The organism is Rhodococcoides fascians NBRC 12155 = LMG 3623, assembly GCF_001894785.1.
In the GTDB taxonomy this organism is placed as follows: domain Bacteria; phylum Actinomycetota; class Actinomycetes; order Mycobacteriales; family Mycobacteriaceae; genus Rhodococcoides; species Rhodococcoides fascians.
Window position 1 is genome coordinate 315,107 of record NZ_BCWW01000008.1, and the last position, 15,871, is coordinate 330,977.

Genomic DNA, 15,871 nt, shown 5'->3' on the forward strand with positions numbered 1-15,871 from the left:
CCGTATGACTATTTCGGAGGCAACGCCGAAGCGCATCGCGGTGGCGGGTGCCAGTGGCTACGCCGGTGGTGAGATCCTTCGCCTGTTGCTCGGCCACCCAGCTGTACGCGACGGCTCGTTGGTCATCGGAGCGCTGACTGCGGGTGGCAACGCAGGCGCGACACTGGGTGAGTTCCATCCCCACCTGTTGCCGCTTGCCGACCGTGTGCTCGGCCCCACGACGGTCGACGAACTTGCCGGACACGACGTGATCTTCCTCGGGTTGCCGCACGGTAAATCCGCCGAACTCGCGCTCCAGTTGCCCGAATCCGTGGTGATCATCGACTGCGGTGCCGATTTCCGCCTCAACGACTCGGCAGCCTGGGAGAAGTACTACAAGTCCCCGCATGCGGGGACTTGGCCGTACGGGCTCCCGGAGCTACCGGGGCACCGCGAGCTCCTGGTCGGGGCCACGCGTATCGCCGTGCCCGGGTGCTATCCGACGGTGTCGAGCCTTGCCCTGGCCCCGGCAGTTGCCGCCGGAATCATCGAGCCACGGGTCAACATCGTTGCGGTCACCGGCACGTCCGGTGCGGGCCGGGCACCCAAGGCCGACCTGCTGGGCTCCGAGGTGATGGGCTCGGTTCGCGCATACGCGGTAGCAGGCGCGCACCGGCACACTCCCGAGATCGTGCAGAACCTGTCGGCTTTGGCCGGTACCGACGTGTCGGTGTCGTTCACTCCGGTACTCGCGCCGATGCCGCGTGGCATTCTGGCCACCTGTACGGCCGTGACCACCGCTACCGAGGCTCAGGCCGTCGAGGTGTACGAGAAGGCCTATGCCGCGGAGCCTTTCGTTCATGTTCTTCCGGCCGGGCGGCTGCCGCAGACCGGTTCGGTCATCGGATCGAACGCCGTGCAGATGAGTGTGTCCGTCGATGCAGACGCCGGCTTGCTGGTGGTCATCGCGGCCATCGACAACCTGGCCAAGGGAACAGCCGGTGCAGCAGTGCAATCGATGAATCTGGCGTTGGGAATCGACGAGACCGACGGTCTCTCTACCGTAGGAGTTGCTCCATGACCGGCCTGAAGAGCGAGACGGATACGGTCGCCTCGATCGCGGGGAAGCTCGTGCGTTCCCAGGGCGTGACGTCTCCTGCCGGATTCCGTGCGGCCGGGATTCCCGCGGGTATCAAGGCAAGTGGCAGGTCCGATCTGGCTCTGGTGTTCAACGAGGGCCCGGACTTCACGGCAGCGGGCGTCTTCACCCGCAACAAGGTCAAGGCCGCGCCGGTGCTGTGGTCGCAGCAGGTGCTCACCACCGGTCGGCTTCGCGCGGTGGTGTTGAACTCGGGCGGTGCCAACGCTTGTACCGGTGCACCCGGTTTCCAGGACGCGCATCGGACGGCCGAGGAGGTCGCGTCCGTGTTGAGCAACTGGGGTTCGGAAACAGGGGCCATCGAGGTTGCCGTGTGCTCGACAGGTCTCATCGGCGATCGGTTGCCGATGGACAAGCTGTTGCCGGGGGTGACCGAGGTGGTGCACGAACTGGCCGGCGGTATCTCCGGTGGCACCGATGCCGCTTACGCGATCATGACCACCGATACCGTTCCGAAGCAGGCCGCGATTCATCACGCAGACAAGTGGAATGTCGGTGGCATGGCCAAGGGCGCGGGCATGCTCGCACCCTCGCTGGCCACGATGCTCAGTGTCATCACCACCGACGCCGTCGCGACCGCGGAGCAGCTCGACACCGCGCTTCGTGCGGCCACCCGGTTGTCCTACGACCGACTCGACGTCGACGGCGCATCCTCCACGAACGACACGGTACTGCTGCTCTCCTCCGGGGCGAGCGGTGTGAGCCCGTCGCAGGAGGACCTCGACGCTGCTGTTCTGGCGGTATGCGACGACCTCGCCGATCAGATGATGGCCGATGCCGAGGGCGTCACGAAGCGAGTGAAGATCACCGTCTCCGGTGCAGTATCCGAGGACGAGGCTCTCGTCGGTGCGAGGACGGTCGCCAGGGACAGTCTCACCAAGACGGCCCTGTTCGGTTCGGACCCCAACTGGGGCCGTGTACTCGCGGCGATCGGTATTGCTCCGATCGAACTCGATCCGGATCGGATTGCTGTGTCGTTCAACGGCAATCCGGTGTGCATCGACGGCGTCGGCGCTCCGGGTGCGCGCGAGGTCGACCTGTCGGGAGTCGATATCGCCGTGACCATCGACCTCGGACTCGGGTCCGGTACGGCCACGATCAGAACGACGGATCTCTCCCACGCCTACGTCGAAGAGAACTCGGCGTACTCGTCATGACTGCTGCTGCAACGCAATTGACGGCAGCGCAGAAGGCGTTCACGCTCGCCGAGGCACTGCCCTGGCTCCAGCGCTTCTCGGGCAAGATCGTCGTGGTGAAGTACGGCGGGAACGCCATGATCGACGACGATCTCAAACGAGCGTTCGCCGCCGACATGGTGTTTCTACGCACCGTCGGAATTCACCCCGTCGTCGTGCACGGCGGCGGCCCGCAGATTTCGGCCATGCTCACCAGGCTGGGCCTGACGGGTGAGTTCCGCGGCGGATTCCGGGTCACCACACCGGAAGTCATGGACATCGTTCGGATGGTGCTGTTCGGGCAGGTCGGCCGTGAACTCGTCGGCTTGATCAACAGTCACGGGCCGTATGCCGTCGGAATCTCGGGGGAGGACGCGCACCTGTTCACCGCGACGCGTCGTTCGGTCCTGGTCGACGGCATCGATACCGATATCGGTCTGGTGGGCGACGTCACCTCGGTAGATCCGAAGGCGATCTTCGATCTGATTGCCGCAGGCCGCATTCCGGTGGTCTCCACCGTCGCACCCGACAGTGACGGCGTGGTGCACAACATCAACGCCGATACCGCTGCTGCCGCTCTCGCCAGTGCGATCGGGGCCGAGAAGTTGGTCGTGCTCACCGACGTCGAGGGTCTTTACACGGCGTGGCCCGATCGCAGTTCCCTGACCTCTCGAATCGACGCGTCGGAACTCGACGCCTTGCTGCCCACGCTCGATGCCGGGATGGTTCCGAAGATGGAAGCGTGCCTGCGGGCCGTTCGGGCCGGCGTGCCGTCGGCGCACGTCATCGACGGTCGCGTCGAACATTCGGTTCTGGTGGAGCTGTTCACCGGTGAGGGGATCGGCACCATGGTCACCCCCGATCAATTGTCTACGTCAGGAGTCACGTCATGACCGGCACGCAGTCCACGGTCGATCTACAGCAGCGGTGGTCCACGTCGCTGATGGACAACTACGGTGTGCCGCGCGTAGCGCTCGTTCGAGGCGAAGGCGCTGTGGTGACCGACGCCGACGGCAAGCAGTACCTCGACCTGCTGGCCGGTATCGCCGTCAATATCCTGGGCCACGCTCATCCTGCGGTGATCGAGGCGGTCACTGCTCAGCTCTCCACTCTGGGTCATACGTCGAATCTGTATGCGACGGAACCGGGTATCGAACTGGCCGAGCAATTGCTCGCACACCTGGGTGCGGGTACGACGGGACGAGTGTTCTTCTGCAACTCGGGTACCGAGGCCAACGAGGCGGCGTTCAAGATCGCGCGTCTGACCGGTCGTCCTCACATCATTGCCGCCGAGAAGGCCTTTCACGGACGGACGATGGGTGCACTGGCGCTCACCGGACAAGCCGACAAGCGAATTCCGTTCGAACCCATGCCTGCCGGTGTCCAGCACGTGCCCTACGGAGACATCGCCGCGCTCGAGGCAGCCGTCGATTCCGACACCGCCGCAGTGTTTCTCGAACCCATCATGGGGGAGGGCGGCGTGGTCGTTCCTCCCGACGGGTATCTTGTTGCCGCACGTGAGATCACGGCGAAGCACGGCGCGCTGTTGGTCCTCGACGAGGTGCAGACCGGTATCGGCCGCACGGGCTGGTTCTACGCCCACCAGTCGGTCGGCATCGTGCCCGACGTGATCACCTTGGCCAAAGGACTGGGCGGGGGTCTGCCCATCGGAGCCTGCATCGGTATCGGGGCGGCGGGGGAGTTGTTGCATCCGGGCAAGCACGGCACCACCTTCGGCGGCAACCCGGTCTGCGCCGCTGCTGCGTTGGCTGTGTTGCGGACCATTGCCGCCGACGACCTCGTGTCGCACGCCGACAGTCTCGGCAAGACCATCGCTCATTCCATCGAGGCTCTCGAACACCCTCTCGTCAGCCATGTTCGGGGCTCCGGGCTTCTGCTCGGAGTGGTGCTCACGGCCGCAGTTGCGCCTGCGGCCGAGGTGGCGGCCCGTGACGCAGGCTTCCTGATCAATGCAGCGCAACCAGACGTATTGCGGCTCGCACCGCCGCTGATCATCACCGAAGAGCAGGCCGCGTCGTTCGTCTCGGCACTACCGGCAATTCTCGACGCAGCACAGGAGGCCCACCAGCCATGACCGTTCAGCACTTCCTTCGCGACGACGACATCACCCCGCAGCAGCAGGGAGAAATCCTGGCGCTCGCGGCCGAGATCAAGCGGGCTCCGTTCTCCAAGCGGCCGCTCGAGGGGCCGAAGGGCGTCGGTGTGATCTTCGAGAAGAATTCCACCAGAACTCGGTTCTCGTTCGAGTTGGGCATTGCGCAGTTGGGCGGCCACGCCGTTGTGGTCACCGGAAGCGACACTCAACTGGGACGCGAGGAGACTCTGCAGGACACCGGCCGCGTGCTGTCCCGCTACGTCGAGGCGGTCGTCTGGCGTACGTTCGGCCAGAAGCGACTGGAGCAGATGGCAACGGGTGCAACGATTCCCATCGTCAATGCGCTGTCCAACGAATTCCATCCCTGCCAGGTCCTCGCCGATCTGCAGACGCTGATCGAGCACAAGGGAAACCTGACCGGGAGGACGCTGGCGTACTTCGGCGACGGTGCCAACAACATGGCACATTCGCTTCTCATCGGCGGAGTGACCGCGGGACTCGATGTCAGGATCGCCGCTCCGAAGGAATTCGCACCACTCGGTTACGTCCTCGATGCCGCACGTGCGCGCGCCGAGGAGACCGGAGCGTCCATCACGGTGACCGAAGACCCCGACGAGGCCGCCGACGGTGCCGACGCTCTCGTCACCGATACCTGGACATCGATGGGTCAGGAGAACGACGGACTCGATCGAGTCGCTCCGTTCCGGCCCTACCGCATCGACTCCGAGCTGCTGTCGAAGGCGAAATCCGATGCGGTCGTGCTGCATTGCCTTCCTGCCCACCGCGGCGAGGAAATCACCGACGAGGTGCTCGACGGTCCGCACAGTGTCGTCTGGGACGAGGCCGAGAACCGTCTGCACGCGCAGAAAGCACTGCTGGTCTGGCTCCTCGAGCAGGCTCGGCGACCGTGAGTGACGACGTCACTGCGGTTCCGCTGACCGCGTCGACCCGCGCGGGCAGACAGGCGCGGATCATCGCGTTGCTGGCCACGCATCAGGTGCGCAGTCAACCGCAGCTGGCGTCGTTGCTCGCCGCCGAGGGGATCGACACCACCCAGGCGACGCTGTCGCGTGACCTCGAAGAGTTGGGTGCGGTGAAGTTGCGCGCTCCCGACGGCGGCGTCGGGGTGTATGTGGTCCCCGAGGACGGCAGCCCGGTGCGGGGGGTGTCGGGCGGAACCGACCGTCTCCTGCGGCTGTTGGGGGAGCTGTTGGTGTCCACCGATCACAGCGGAAACCAGGCAGTTCTGCGGACACCGCCCGGAGCTGCGCATTACCTGGCCAGCGCCCTCGATCGTGCTGCATTGCCGGAAGTCGTGGGAACGATCGCCGGGGACGACACGATCCTGCTCATCGCTCGTGAACCGACCACCGGCGGCGAGATCGCCGACAAGATAGAAAAGCTCGCTCGACGCGGAAACTGAGATCCGGTCACTCCGCACTGCACCACACGAACCACGAAGGAGCGTCATCACCATGGCCGAACGCGTCATCCTCGCCTACTCCGGCGGACTCGACACCTCTGTCGCCATCAGCTGGATCGGACGGGAGACCGGCAAGGAGGTCGTCGCTGTTGCCATCGACCTCGGCCAGGGCGGTGAGGACATGAATGTCGTCCGCCAGCGCGCATTGGACTGCGGCGCAGTCGAATCGGTCGTCGTCGACGCCAGGGACGAGTTCGCCGACGAGTACTGCCTGCCGACGGTGCAATCCAACGCGCTGTACATGGACCGGTATCCGTTGGTTTCGGCCATCAGCCGCCCGCTGATCGTCAAGCATCTGGTGGAGAACGCACGTGCGCACGGCGGAACCGTCGTCGCCCACGGATGCACGGGCAAGGGCAACGATCAGGTCCGGTTCGAGGTCGGTTTCAACACGCTCGCTCCCGAGCTCGAAGTGCTGGCACCGGTACGCGATTACGCGTGGACCCGGGAGAAGGCGATCGCGTTCGCCGAGGAGAACGACATTCCGATCAACGTCACCACCAAGTCACCGTTCTCCATCGACCAGAACGTGTGGGGACGAGCAGTGGAGACCGGCTTCCTGGAAGATCTGTGGAACGCGCCGACGAAGGATGTGTACGACTACACCGAGGATCCGACGGTCAACTTCCAGGCACCCGACGAACTGATCCTCACGTTCGACAAGGGTCGCCCGGTCGCCATCGACGGCCGTCCGGTGTCGGTGCTCGGTGCGATTCAAGAACTCAACACCCGTGCGGGCGCTCAGGGTGTCGGCCGATTGGACGTCGTCGAGGATCGGCTCGTCGGCATCAAGAGCCGTGAAATCTACGAGGCTCCCGGTGCGATGGTCCTGATCCGTGCGCACGAAGAACTCGAGCACGTGACCCTCGAGCGCGAACTCGGCCGCTACAAGCGTCATACCGACCAGAAGTGGGCCGAGCTGGTCTACGACGGCCTGTGGTACTCGCCGCTCAAGGGTGCACTCGACACGTTCGTTCAGCACACGCAGGAACACGTCTCGGGCGACATCCGCTTGGTGCTGCACGCGGGCGGAATCATCGTCAACGGCCGTCGCAGCGGGGAGTCGTTGTACGACTTCAACCTCGCTACCTACGACGAGGGCGACACGTTCGACCAGTCGGCGGCCAAGGGATTCGTGCAGCTGCACGGGCTCTCCTCCAAGATCGCAGCGAAGCGGGACCTGGGCCTGTGACCACTTCGAGCAACGCACACGGAACCAACGAAGGCTCGCTGTGGGGCGGGCGCTTCGCCTCCGGCCCCGCGGCTGCCATGGCTGCCCTGAGCAAATCGACACACTTCGACTGGGTTCTCGCGCCCTACGACATCCGTGCGTCCATGGCGCACGCTCGGGTTCTGAACGGTGCCGGACTGCTGACCCCGCAGGACCTCGAGACCATGCTCGACGGTTTGCAGCGGCTGGCCGACGACGTGGCGTCCGGTGAGTTCGTCGCGGCCGAGTCGGACGAGGACGTGCACGGCGCCCTCGAACGCGGTTTGATCGACCGGGTCGGACCCGAGGTGGGTGGTCGCCTGCGCGCCGGCCGCTCACGCAACGATCAGGTCGCGACCCTGTTCCGGATGTGGTTGCGCGACGCCGTCCGTCGGGTGGCGGTCGGTGTTCTCGACGTCGTGGACGCATTGGCAACTCAGGCTGCGGCTCACCCCACCGCGGTCATGCCCGGCAAGACTCATTCACAGGCGGCGCAGCCGGTGTTGTTGGCGCATCATCTGCTCGCACATACCCATCCGCTGCTGCGTGATGTCCAGCGGTTCGCGGATTTCGACAGGCGAGCGGCGGTGTCGCCCTACGGTTCCGGCGCTCTGGCCGGCTCCTCGCTCGGTCTGAGCCCCGAGAAGATCGCCGCCGAACTCGGGTTCGATTCGTCCGCCGAGAACTCGATCGACGCCACGTCCTCGCGTGATTTCGCGGCGGAAGCCGCGTTCGTATTGGCGATGACGGCGGTGGACCTGTCTCGGTTCGCCGAGGAGGTCATCTCGTGGAGCACACCCGAATACGGTTACGTGACTCTTGCAGATGCATGGTCGACGGGCAGTTCGATCATGCCGCAGAAGAAGAATCCCGACGTCGCGGAGTTGACTCGTGGCAAGACGGGCCGCCTGATCGGAAATCTGACCGGCCTGTTGGCCACCCTCAAGGCACAACCCTTGGCGTACAACCGGGATCTTCAGGAAGACAAGGAGCCGGTCTTCGATTCGGTGGCTCAGCTCGAGTTGCTGCTCCCGGCACTCACCGGTTTGACGGCGACATTGGAGTTCCACACCGATCGCATGGCCGAACTCGCGCCGGCCGGGTTCACGCTCGCCACCGACATCGCCGAATGGATGGTGCGGCAAGGGATTGCGTTCCGGGTAGCTCACGAGGCAGCGGGAGCCTGCGTGCGCGCGGCGGAAGCGCGGGGCGTCGGGCTGGTGGATCTGACCGACGACGAGCTCGCGTCGATCGATCCGGCGCTCACTCCGGCGGTGCGCGAGGTGCTCACCGTGGAGGGCTCCATTTCCTCGCGTGATGCTCGCGGCGGCACCGCGGCGGTTCAGGTGGCGCACCAGCTCGGTGGTGTGCGGGCGACTGCGTCGACGTTGCGCGCGTGGGCCGAGGTGCCGGTGTTGCGGCACTAGTCGACATCCTCGCCGTATTCCACGAGTGTGATGTGAGAAGCTTTCGTCACGCGAAGACCGATGTCGGTCGTTCCGTCGGGGCCGAACGCAGGAGTGTATTTGTGGGACTGAATGCAGACGCGGTACGTGGTCCACTGCGGCGTGCTATCGCAACGGCCCAGAACGGCCTCGAGGTCATCCGGCTGGGTGGACTCGAGACCGAGGTCGATCCGTCGCCTTTCCGGGTGATGGACCGCGAGCCGATGTATCGGTTGCGGCGTTACTTCCCCGACGACGTTCCCGTGGACAGTCCTCCGGTGGTGCTGATTCCGCCGATGATGGTCTCCGCGGACGTGTACGACGTCACCACCGATCAAGGTGCGGCCGGAATTCTGCACTGCATGGGCATGGACCCGTGGGTGGTCGATTTCGGTTCGCCCGATACCGAAGAGGGCGGATGGAGCCGTACTCTGGCCGATCACGTCGTCGCCATCAGCGAGGTCGTGGACAAGGTGCACGAGCACACCGGCCGCGACGTTCACCTCGGAGGGTATTCGCAGGGCGGCATGTTCTGCTACCAGGCTGCCGCCTATCGAGGTGGACGAAACCTGGCCAGCCTCATCACGTTCGGGGCTCCGGTGGACACCTTGGCAGGCTTGCCGCTGGGTATCCCGGCCGGTGTCGCCACTCGGGGCGCGGAGTTTCTCGCCGACCACGTATTCACGCGCTTGGCCGTGTCGGGGTGGATGGCGCGGACAGGATTTCAGCTGCTCGACCCGGCGAAGACCGTGCGGTCTCGTTTGGATTTCCTGCGACAGTTGCACGACCGGGAAGCACTGTTGCCTCGGGAGCCGCAGCGCCGCTTCCTGGCGATGGACGGCTGGGTGGCGTGGTCCGGGCCCGCCGTGGCCGAGTTGCTCAAGCAGTTCGTCGTGCACAACCGCATGATGACCGGCGGTTTCGTCATCAAGGACAGGTTGTTGACGCTTGCCGAGTTGACGGTGCCGGTCTTGGCGTTCGTCGGCGAGGTGGACGACATCGGACAGCCGTTGGCGGTGCGCGGAATCCGGCGTGCCGCACCGCGTGCTCAGGTATTCGAAACGACCTTGCGTGCAGGCCATTTCGGTCTCGTGGTGGGTAGCACGGCAGCTGCGCAGACGTGGCCGACCACCGGAAACTGGATTCGGTGGCGCGAGAACCTCGGACCGAAGCCCGAGGCCGTGCGCGTGATGGAACACGAGGAGCACTCGGACAGCGACAGCGGAGTGTCGATCACCAACAGGCTGATTCATACCGCTGCCTCCATCGCCGAAGTGGGAGTCGGTGTAGGACGCGGATTGGCGTCGGCCGCGACCGGTGCCGTGCGCGGCACTCGTGAGATCTCGACCGAGGCCGTGCGCACCCTTCCGCGGCTGGCACGGCTGGGGCAGATGCAGCCGCACAGTCGGGTCTCGTTGGGCCGCTTGATCGCTGAGCAGGGAAGAAAGTCCCCGCTCGGCGAGTGCTTCCTCTTCGACGACCGAGTGCACACCTACGACGCCGTCAACGTGCGTATCGACAACGTGGTTCGAGGTCTGATCAGTGTCGGTGTACGGCCGGCATCGCGCATCGGTGTGCTGATGGAGACCAGGCCGAGTGCCCTCGCCGCCATCGCAGCTCTCTCGCGCATCGGCGCTGTTCCGGTGTTGCTGCAGCCGGGTAGCGACCTCACTGCCGCGTTACGCACCGTGGACGTCGACACCGTGATCGCCGATCCGGAAAATGCCGCGGCGGCGGTTCCGGTCGCGCCCAACGTACTGGTGCTCGGCGGCGGCGAGACGCGGCGGCTCGATGTTCCGGACGGCTACGAAGTGATCGACCTCGAAGCCATCGACCCCGACGCCGTCCGGCTACCGGCCTGGTTCGAGCCGGATCCCGGTCGCGCTCGCGAACTGGCGATGATTCTGTTCACCACCACCGACCGTGGCCTCGAACCGCGATACATCACCAACCATCGCTGGGCACTGTCCGCATTCGGTACCGCGACGACGGCCGCTCTCGGTCCCGGCGATACTGTGTATTGCCTTGCACCGCTCCATCATTCGGCGGGCATACTTGTGACCATCGGCGGCGCGCTTGCCGGCGGATCGAGGATCGCGCTCTCCCGTGGTCTCGATCCCGAGCGCTTCAGGGAAGAGGTGTACCGCTACGGCGTCACTGTCGTCAGCTACACCTGGACGATGATGCAGCAGATCGTCGACGACGGGCGCTTCCCGGTCGACACCGGTCACCCGGTTCGGCTGTTCATCGGCTCCGGGATGCCGGTGGGATTGTGGCGTCGCACCCTGGCGAAGTTCACCCCGGCGCGAGTGCTCGAGTTCTATGCCTCCACCGAGAACGACGTCATTCTGGCCAATGTCGCCGGGACGAAGATCGGCTCGAAGGGACGCCCTCTGCCCGGCAGTGCGCGAGTGGCTCTGGCGGCGTACGACCCGATCACCGGCCGACTCGAAGAGGACGACGACGGATTCGTGCGGCAGTGCCGCGACGACGAGATCGGGCTACTCCTGGGCCGCCCGAGCGGTGACGGTGAGGCGACCAGCCATGTCATGCGTGGGGTCTTCGAGCCCACCGACGCGTGGATACCCACCGAGAACCTGTTCCGGCGTGATTCGGACGGCGATTACTGGCTCATCGATCGTAAGGACACCGTGGTTCGCTCGGCGCGGGGTCCGGTGTACACCCAGCCGATCGTCGACGCCGTCGGCGATCTCGACCAGGTCGGTTCGGCCGTGGTCTACGGGGTTCGTGTTGCCGTCGACGGGCCACGGTCGATCCGCATGGAAGCGTCGGCCACCGAGGTTGCCGTGTGTGCTGTCTCCCTGCAGCCGGAAGCGGTGATCACCGCTCGCGCTCTCACCGATGCCCTGGGAGTCCTGCTTCCGGACGAGCGCCCGGCGATCGTCCACGTTGTGTCCGACATTCCGGTCGGTCGCGCCTATCGACCCAACGCGTCTGCATTGAAACAGGCAGGAATTCCTACTCCGAGCGCACGATCGTGGTACTACGATCCGGAGTCGAACAGCTACCGACGACTGACGAAAGCTGTTGTGGCAGAACGCTTCGTGGGACGTCAGGCCACCGTCGAGAAGTCTTCCTGACATGAAGGAACGGCCGGCGGCCCCGACGACGGAAACAATCGGCGTTCGGTAGCGTGAACGAAGACCATCACTCCGACTCGGTCGGAGCAGACAGAAGGACACCTGTGGCAATCGACTCGACACTGCTCTCCATCCTCGCGTGCCCTGTGGACAAGGGCCCGCTCCTGCTCGTCGAGGACGAATTGCTCTACAACCCGCGACTGCGTCGCGCATATCCGATAGAGAACGGCATTCCGGTGTTGCTCGCCGACGATGCGCGCGATGTCGACGACGCCGAGCACGAGTCGATTCTGGCGCGCGCCACGTCCTAGACCACCTCGTTCATGGTGTCCGCCGACGCAATGTCGCTGCCGCACCGGTCAGCGCTGCCACGGTGAACATCACGACCACGGCGATGTCGGCCCCCATGCGCCTCGTTGCATCGGCGTGGACGGATATCTCCTGCAGGGCGTCCACCAGGTAGCTCAGCGGCAGAAGGTTGCTGGCTGCACCGAGCCAACTCGGCATCTGATCGCGGGCCACCAGGAGCCCGCAGAGGAAGAGCTGCGGGATCACGACGACCGGCATGAACTGGACCGCTTGAAATTCGGTACGTGCAAAAGTGCTGCACAACAGCCCGATCGCCACTCCGAGCATCGCCCCGAGTACCGCGATCACCAGAACCCACCCGATCGACCCGTCGATGTCGAGCCCGAGCAGTCCGAATGCGAGTGCACACGCGAGCAGCGCCTGCCCTACAGCGGCGAGCGAGAACGCCGAGCCGTAACTCGCAAGCAGGTCCATCTTGGACATCGGTGTGGTCAGCAGGCGTTCGAGTGTTCCCGTGCTGCGTTCACGCTGCATCGAGATCGACGTGAGCAGAAACATGACGACGAACGGCAGAATGCCGAGCATCGTGATCGCAATTCGATCGAACGACGATTGTTGGTTCAGGGGAGCTGGGACGTCTCGGTACAGGAAATACAGCAGCACCATCAGTAGAGACGGCACGAGCAGGACCATGGCCACCGATCGGTGATCGGCTCTGAGCTGGCGCAGGATTCGACCGGTACCCGCGACGTAGATTCGTGCGTTCACGATGTCTGTTCCGTGGATCTGATGAGCGAGAGGAATGCGCGGTCGAGGTTCGTTTCCTTCGTCCGCGCCAGTAGCGCTTCGGGGCTCGATCGGTCCAGGACAGCACCGTCGCGCATCAGTACGAGCTGGCTGCAGTGTTCTGCCTCCTCCATCACGTGGCTCGAGACCAGCACTGTCGTACCTGCCGCAGCGATTGCGGCGAATCGTGACCACAGTTCCGAGCGAAGGACGGGATCCAACCCGACCGTCGGCTCGTCGAGGACGATGAGTTCGGGCTCGGCGACCAGCGCGCTGGCCAGGGAGACTCGGCTCAGTTGGCCACCGGAGAGCTCACCCGCCCTCGACGCCGCATGGTCGGTGAGTCCGACAGCCGCGATGGCGGACGCCACCTCGGAGTGGCGGCGACCGTACAGCGACCCGAAGTACTGCACGTTCTCGCGAACGGTGAGGTCTCGGTACACGCTCGGTGCCTGCGTCACGTACCCGACAGTGCGGCGCAGGGAGGCGGAGCCGGCTGGGCATCCGAGCACTGTCACGGTTCCGCCGGCAACGATCTGCGTGCCGACGATGGCGCGCATCAGCGTGGTCTTTCCGCAGCCCGATGGGCCGAGGAGGCCGGTGATGGCAGCCCGCGGGATCGTCAGGGACAGATTGTGCAGCACCGTTCGGTTGCCGCGGCGAACCGTCAACCCCGTGATCTCGACGGCATGTTGCCCGGCGAACGCCATGTCGGCCTCCAGACTCTCATCGATCGATGCAGTCATAGCCCCATCGATGCCTCGAGGTCAAGGGTTCAGCATCATGGGACGGGTGAACGCTGCTGACTTGGAAATGGGAGAGCCGGACGACGCAGCCCGACGTATCCTCGGGGCCACCGTCCATGCAGGCGCGGTGTCGGTACGCATTGTGGAGGTCGAGGCATACGGCGGTCCGGTCGACGGTCCGTGGCCCGATCCCGCTGCGCATTCTTTCCGTGGTCCGACACCCCGAAATGCCGTGATGTTCGGTCCGGCGGGTCGGCTGTACGTCTACCTGAGTTACGGCATGCACCTGTGCATGAACGTCAGTTGCGGGCCGGACGGGACGGCCGCTGCCGTCCTGCTTCGAGCCGGTCAGGTAGTTGCAGGTCACGACCTCGTCGACGGCAGGCGCGGTGGCGGAAAGTCGCGAACAGCGCGGGTCGAGGCCGGGTGGGCTCGAGGGCCCGGCAATCTCGGACGAGCACTCGGAGTGGGACTTGCCGACAACGGGACCGATCTGTTCGACGCGTCGTCACCGATCACCCTCGAGCTGCTCGAACATCCGCTGGGCGACGAGGCGTTGAAAGTCGGTCCACGCGTGGGTGTGAGCGTGGCAGCAGACAGACCGTGGCGTTTCTGGCTACCGGCCTCGCCTGCAGTGTCGAACTACCGGCGCAGTCCCCGGGCTCCCCAGCCCGGCTTGCGTGAGGGCTGAACGAGGCGGCGGCAAGTGCATGCGGGAAGATCGACGTCGTGAGCGAGAACATCATCGACGAATTGACCTGGCGCGGACTGATCGCGCAGTCCACCGACGTGGAAGCACTGAAGAAGGCCACCTCGGACGGGCCGATCACGTTGTACTCCGGTTTCGACCCGACCGGACCCTCGCTCCACGCCGGCCACCTCGTTCCACTGCTCGCCTTGAAGCGGTTCCAGCGGGCCGGTCATCGGCCGATCATTCTGGCGGGCGGCGCGACCGGACTGATCGGTGATCCTCGCGATGTGGGGGAGCGGACCATGAACTCCCGTGAGGTGGTCACCGAATGGGCGTCGCGTATCCGGGGGCAGCTCGAACGGTTCGTAGACCTGGACGACGGCCCTACCGGTGGCGTGGTGGTCAACAACCTGTCCTGGACAGGGGAGCTGTCCACCATCGACTTCCTCCGAGACGTCGGCAAACACTTCTCGATCAACGTCATGCTCGCGCGGGAGACGGTCAAGACTCGGCTCGAGGGCGACGGCATGTCGTACACCGAGTTCAGCTACATGCTGTTGCAGGCCAACGACTACGTCCAGCTGCGCCGGGAGTACGGCTGCAGTCTGCAGATCGGTGGCTCGGATCAGTGGGGCAACATCATCGCCGGCGTGGAACTGAACCGTCGGCAGGACGCCGAACAGGTTCACGCGCTGACCGTTCCCCTGGTCACGTCGTCGGACGGCAAGAAGTTCGGTAAGTCCACCGGTGGTGGCAGTCTCTGGTTGGACCCCGAGATGACCAGCCCGTACGCCTGGTACCAGTACTTCGTGAACACCGGTGACGCCGATGTGGTCAAGTACCTGCGCTGGTTCACCTTCCTGTCCCAGGACGAACTGGCCGAATTGGAGACAGCAACCGAGGAGCGACCGCACGCGCGAGAAGCTCAGAAGCGACTGGCAGCAGAGATGACGACTCTGGTTCACGGCGAAGAGGCGACTCGCTCGGTCGAACTCGCCAGCCAAGCACTGTTCGGGCGGGCCGAGCTCACCGACCTCGACGAGAGCACTCTGGCAGCGGCGTTGCACGAGGCATCTGTGGCCGACATCGAGGTGGGTGCTCCGAACACGATCGTCGACCTCCTTGTCGCGACAGGGTTGAGCGAGAGCAAGGGTGCTGCGCGACGGGCGGTCAAAGAGGGCGGGGCAGCGGTGAACAACGTCAAGATCGCCGACGAGAACTGGACACCGTCGAGCGACGACCTCTTGCACGGACAATGGTTGGTGGTCCGGCGCGGGAAGCGGAACTTTGCGGGAGCACGCGTGGCTCGCTGAATCCAGGATCGGCCAGTGGCCGGAGTCACATTGATGTAATTTGGTTTGGACATCCGCTCGAGGGGCAATCCATCGAGCGCGACCAGGCTGTTCACACCGATTGTGTCCGAACGACCTGGGGATTTGACGCGTTGTTATCCGGGGCGTAACTTTGTCCAAGTCAGAGCGACACGGACGCCAGCCCAGACCGCAAGGCCTGAGCGAAGCGGACGCGCTCTACACAATCTGGTTCGGAGATACTTCGGTTGTGTCTTAACCGCGGATCGAAGGCCAGTTTGACTGAGCCTGAACATCCGATCTAAGCTGGAACGGTTGCCCCGGACACCGACGAGATCATCTCGGACGTGAATGGTGTGTG

The 15,871-nt window shown here is 64.9% G+C and carries 14 protein-coding genes; 12 read left to right on the forward strand and 2 right to left on the reverse strand.

Annotation, left to right across the window (positions count from 1 at the left end; all coding sequences use genetic code 11):
- The first annotated feature begins 4 nt into the window (after positions 1-4).
- The 10 genes from argC to RFA01S_RS18505 all read left to right on the forward strand — a co-directional run bounded on the left by argC (position 5) and on the right by RFA01S_RS18505 (position 11,979).
- Positions 5-1,060, forward strand: coding sequence for an N-acetyl-gamma-glutamyl-phosphate reductase (gene argC / locus RFA01S_RS18460; RefSeq protein WP_032406666.1), 1,056 nt, complete (start codon positions 5-7; stop codon positions 1,058-1,060).
- Positions 1,057-2,295 (forward strand): bifunctional glutamate N-acetyltransferase/amino-acid acetyltransferase ArgJ, encoded by a 1,239-nt coding sequence (gene argJ, locus RFA01S_RS18465; RefSeq protein WP_048318716.1) that lies wholly within the window; start codon positions 1,057-1,059, stop codon positions 2,293-2,295. The genes argC and argJ overlap by 4 nt, the downstream gene beginning before the upstream one ends.
- Positions 2,292-3,206 (forward strand): acetylglutamate kinase, encoded by a 915-nt coding sequence (argB, locus tag RFA01S_RS18470; protein ID WP_032406665.1) that lies wholly within the window; start codon positions 2,292-2,294, stop codon positions 3,204-3,206. The genes argJ and argB overlap by 4 nt, the downstream gene beginning before the upstream one ends.
- Positions 3,203-4,408 carry an acetylornithine transaminase gene (locus tag RFA01S_RS18475; RefSeq protein ID WP_032406664.1) on the forward strand — a complete coding sequence of 402 codons (1,206 nt, stop codon included), beginning with the start codon at positions 3,203-3,205 and terminating at the stop codon, positions 4,406-4,408. Before argB ends, RFA01S_RS18475 begins: the two co-directional genes overlap by 4 nt.
- Complete coding sequence (gene argF, locus RFA01S_RS18480; RefSeq protein ID WP_032365513.1) at positions 4,405-5,340, forward strand: ornithine carbamoyltransferase; 936 nt, start codon at positions 4,405-4,407, stop codon at positions 5,338-5,340. The genes RFA01S_RS18475 and argF overlap by 4 nt, the downstream gene beginning before the upstream one ends.
- Entirely contained in the window at positions 5,337-5,852 is a 516-nt protein-coding gene (locus RFA01S_RS18485) for an arginine repressor (RefSeq protein ID WP_032365512.1), read from the forward strand. The genes argF and RFA01S_RS18485 overlap by 4 nt, the downstream gene beginning before the upstream one ends.
- Before the next feature lie 52 nt (positions 5,853-5,904).
- On the forward strand, positions 5,905-7,104 hold the full coding sequence (locus RFA01S_RS18490) for an argininosuccinate synthase (RefSeq protein WP_032370344.1): 1,200 nt from the start codon (positions 5,905-5,907) through the stop codon (positions 7,102-7,104).
- Positions 7,101-8,549, forward strand: coding sequence for an argininosuccinate lyase (argH, locus tag RFA01S_RS18495; protein WP_027497230.1), 1,449 nt, complete (start codon positions 7,101-7,103; stop codon positions 8,547-8,549). Before RFA01S_RS18490 ends, argH begins: the two co-directional genes overlap by 4 nt.
- Before the next feature lie 101 nt (positions 8,550-8,650).
- The gene (locus RFA01S_RS18500) at positions 8,651-11,668 is read left to right on the forward strand and encodes an AMP-binding protein (protein ID WP_032406812.1); all 3,018 of its coding nucleotides are present in this window, start codon (positions 8,651-8,653) and stop codon (positions 11,666-11,668) included.
- A gap of 104 nt (positions 11,669-11,772) precedes the next feature.
- Positions 11,773-11,979, forward strand: a complete 207-nt coding sequence (locus tag RFA01S_RS18505; RefSeq protein ID WP_027497228.1) for a Trm112 family protein — start codon at positions 11,773-11,775, stop codon at positions 11,977-11,979.
- A gap of 10 nt (positions 11,980-11,989) precedes the next feature.
- Here the strand turns inward: RFA01S_RS18505 and RFA01S_RS18510 are convergent, their stop codons facing one another.
- Entirely contained in the window at positions 11,990-12,745 is a 756-nt protein-coding gene (locus RFA01S_RS18510; protein ID WP_032406663.1) for an ABC transporter permease, read from the reverse strand.
- A complete protein-coding gene (locus RFA01S_RS18515; RefSeq protein ID WP_032406811.1) occupies positions 12,742-13,473 on the reverse strand; it encodes an ABC transporter ATP-binding protein in 732 nt (243 codons plus the stop codon). Before RFA01S_RS18515 ends, RFA01S_RS18510 begins: the two co-directional genes overlap by 4 nt.
- A gap of 73 nt (positions 13,474-13,546) precedes the next feature.
- On the opposite strand from RFA01S_RS18515, the gene RFA01S_RS18520 reads away from it, so the two are divergent.
- Both RFA01S_RS18520 and tyrS read left to right on the forward strand, forming a co-directional pair.
- Positions 13,547-14,200, forward strand: coding sequence for a DNA-3-methyladenine glycosylase (locus RFA01S_RS18520; protein ID WP_032391054.1), 654 nt, complete (start codon positions 13,547-13,549; stop codon positions 14,198-14,200).
- A 38-nt stretch (positions 14,201-14,238) separates the two neighbouring features.
- Positions 14,239-15,513 carry a tyrosine--tRNA ligase gene (gene tyrS / locus RFA01S_RS18525; RefSeq protein ID WP_027497224.1) on the forward strand — a complete coding sequence of 425 codons (1,275 nt, stop codon included), beginning with the start codon at positions 14,239-14,241 and terminating at the stop codon, positions 15,511-15,513.
- The last annotated feature ends 358 nt before the right edge of the window (positions 15,514-15,871 follow it).

What these genes read in the sequence shown, in the direction of transcription:
- argF (WP_032365513.1), top strand. Translation starts at nt 4,405, where the DNA reads ATGACCGTTCAGCACTTCCTTCGCGACGACGACATCACCCCGCAGCAG.
- RFA01S_RS18520 (WP_032391054.1), top strand. Translation starts at nt 13,547, where the DNA reads ATGGGACGGGTGAACGCTGCTGACTTGGAAATGGGAGAGCCGGACGAC.
- RFA01S_RS18490 (WP_032370344.1), top strand. Translation starts at nt 5,905, where the DNA reads ATGGCCGAACGCGTCATCCTCGCCTACTCCGGCGGACTCGACACCTCT.
- argJ (WP_048318716.1), top strand. Translation starts at nt 1,057, where the DNA reads ATGACCGGCCTGAAGAGCGAGACGGATACGGTCGCCTCGATCGCGGGG.
- argB (WP_032406665.1), top strand. Translation starts at nt 2,292, where the DNA reads ATGACTGCTGCTGCAACGCAATTGACGGCAGCGCAGAAGGCGTTCACG.
- RFA01S_RS18475 (WP_032406664.1), top strand. Translation starts at nt 3,203, where the DNA reads ATGACCGGCACGCAGTCCACGGTCGATCTACAGCAGCGGTGGTCCACG.
- RFA01S_RS18515 (WP_032406811.1), bottom strand. Translation starts at nt 13,473, where the DNA reads ATGGCGTTCGCCGGGCAACATGCCGTCGAGATCACGGGGTTGACGGTT.
- argC (WP_032406666.1), top strand. Translation starts at nt 5, where the DNA reads ATGACTATTTCGGAGGCAACGCCGAAGCGCATCGCGGTGGCGGGTGCC.